This window comes from Enterobacter sp. R-1.6.2 (assembly GCF_035064085.1).
Taxonomy (GTDB): Bacteria; Pseudomonadota; Gammaproteobacteria; order Enterobacterales; family Enterobacteriaceae; genus Enterobacter; species Enterobacter asburiae_B.
This window is the reverse complement of the sequence record NZ_JASEYI010000104.1, coordinates 1-1,063: the sequence shown is the minus strand read 5'-3', so window position 1 is coordinate 1,063 and position 1,063 is coordinate 1. Positions and strand designations below refer to the sequence as shown.

2 protein-coding genes are annotated in these 1,063 nt (G+C 48.3%); one reads left to right on the top strand and one right to left on the bottom strand.

Annotation, left to right across the window (positions count from 1 at the left end; genetic code table 11):
- The first annotated feature begins 310 nt into the window (after positions 1-310).
- Entirely contained in the window at positions 311-649 is a 339-nt protein-coding gene (locus tag QMN93_RS25985) for a tail fiber assembly protein (protein WP_323620239.1), read from the top strand.
- Here QMN93_RS25985 and QMN93_RS25980 read toward each other — a convergent pair.
- A partial coding sequence (locus QMN93_RS25980) for a tail fiber assembly protein (protein ID WP_323620241.1) occupies positions 633-1,063 on the bottom strand: 431 nt, incomplete at its 5' end. The genes QMN93_RS25985 and QMN93_RS25980 overlap by 17 nt on opposite strands.

The following is a 1,063-nucleotide window of genomic DNA, read 5'->3' as shown; positions in this document are numbered from 1 at the left end:
GTAAGCAGAGTTTTTGAAATGTAAGGCCTTTGAATAAGACAAAAGGCTGCCTCATCGCTAACTTTGCAACAGTGCCCTTATTGCCACAGTCGCCGGTGATATCACCGTTTTTAACTACAACGGCGAGTCCCGTGAATTTCAATCCTCATCCGTTGAGTACATCGCCGTGGGGGTCAGTATTCCTGCAAATTCGTGCATTGACGCTCCGGGAGAGGGTAAAACCGGCTTTGCCATTTGCCGTACAGAAGACCTTTCATCATGGGAATATATCACTGACCACCGTGGTGAAACGGTATACAGCACAGAGACGATGCAACAAGTTGAAGTGACGGCACTGGGGGAATATCCCGAAGGTGCAACGCCCAATGCACCTGCATCACCGTACGATAAATGGGACGGAGAAAAATGGGTCACGGATTCTGCCGCAAAACATCAAGGTGATATTGCTGATGCAGAACAACACCGACAAGCACTCCTCGTTAATGCAGATGACCTAACCTCCGACTGGCGAGTAGAGCTGATGCTAGGCGATATAAGTGAAGAAAATAAAAAGAAATTGTCGTCGTGGATATCTTATAAAGCTGCGGTTAAAGCCGTCGATGTGTCGACGGCTCCTGATGTTAGCTGGCCTGTTAAACCGGCGGTATAGGCCATTTGATATTTGGTGCAGCGTCAGGAATGACAGCTTGCAATTCCTTTATGTAGGTCAGCCAGAGCATCAGGCTGGCCTTATCTTTATCATTGATAATGCCTAACTGCAGCTCCGTCTGCCATAGGCTGATCGTTGCCTGCGCTTTAACTAATAAAGCTGATTTTTGCTTTTCTGCAGCTTCCACGTCTGCGGTATGTAGCTTGTCGGTATTCGTAACCCACTCGCTGCCGTTCCACGTATCGTATGGCGTAGCAGGAGCCAGCGTCGTGGTCTCTTCTGGGTAGTCCCCTGGTAAAGATACAACAAGTGCTTCACCAGTTTTGGTGCCGTAGATGGCACTGTTGCAAATAGTCGGTGGTGATAAACTTATCATCCCCTTTTGCTGATGGAGCTGCACATGAACCCATTCAA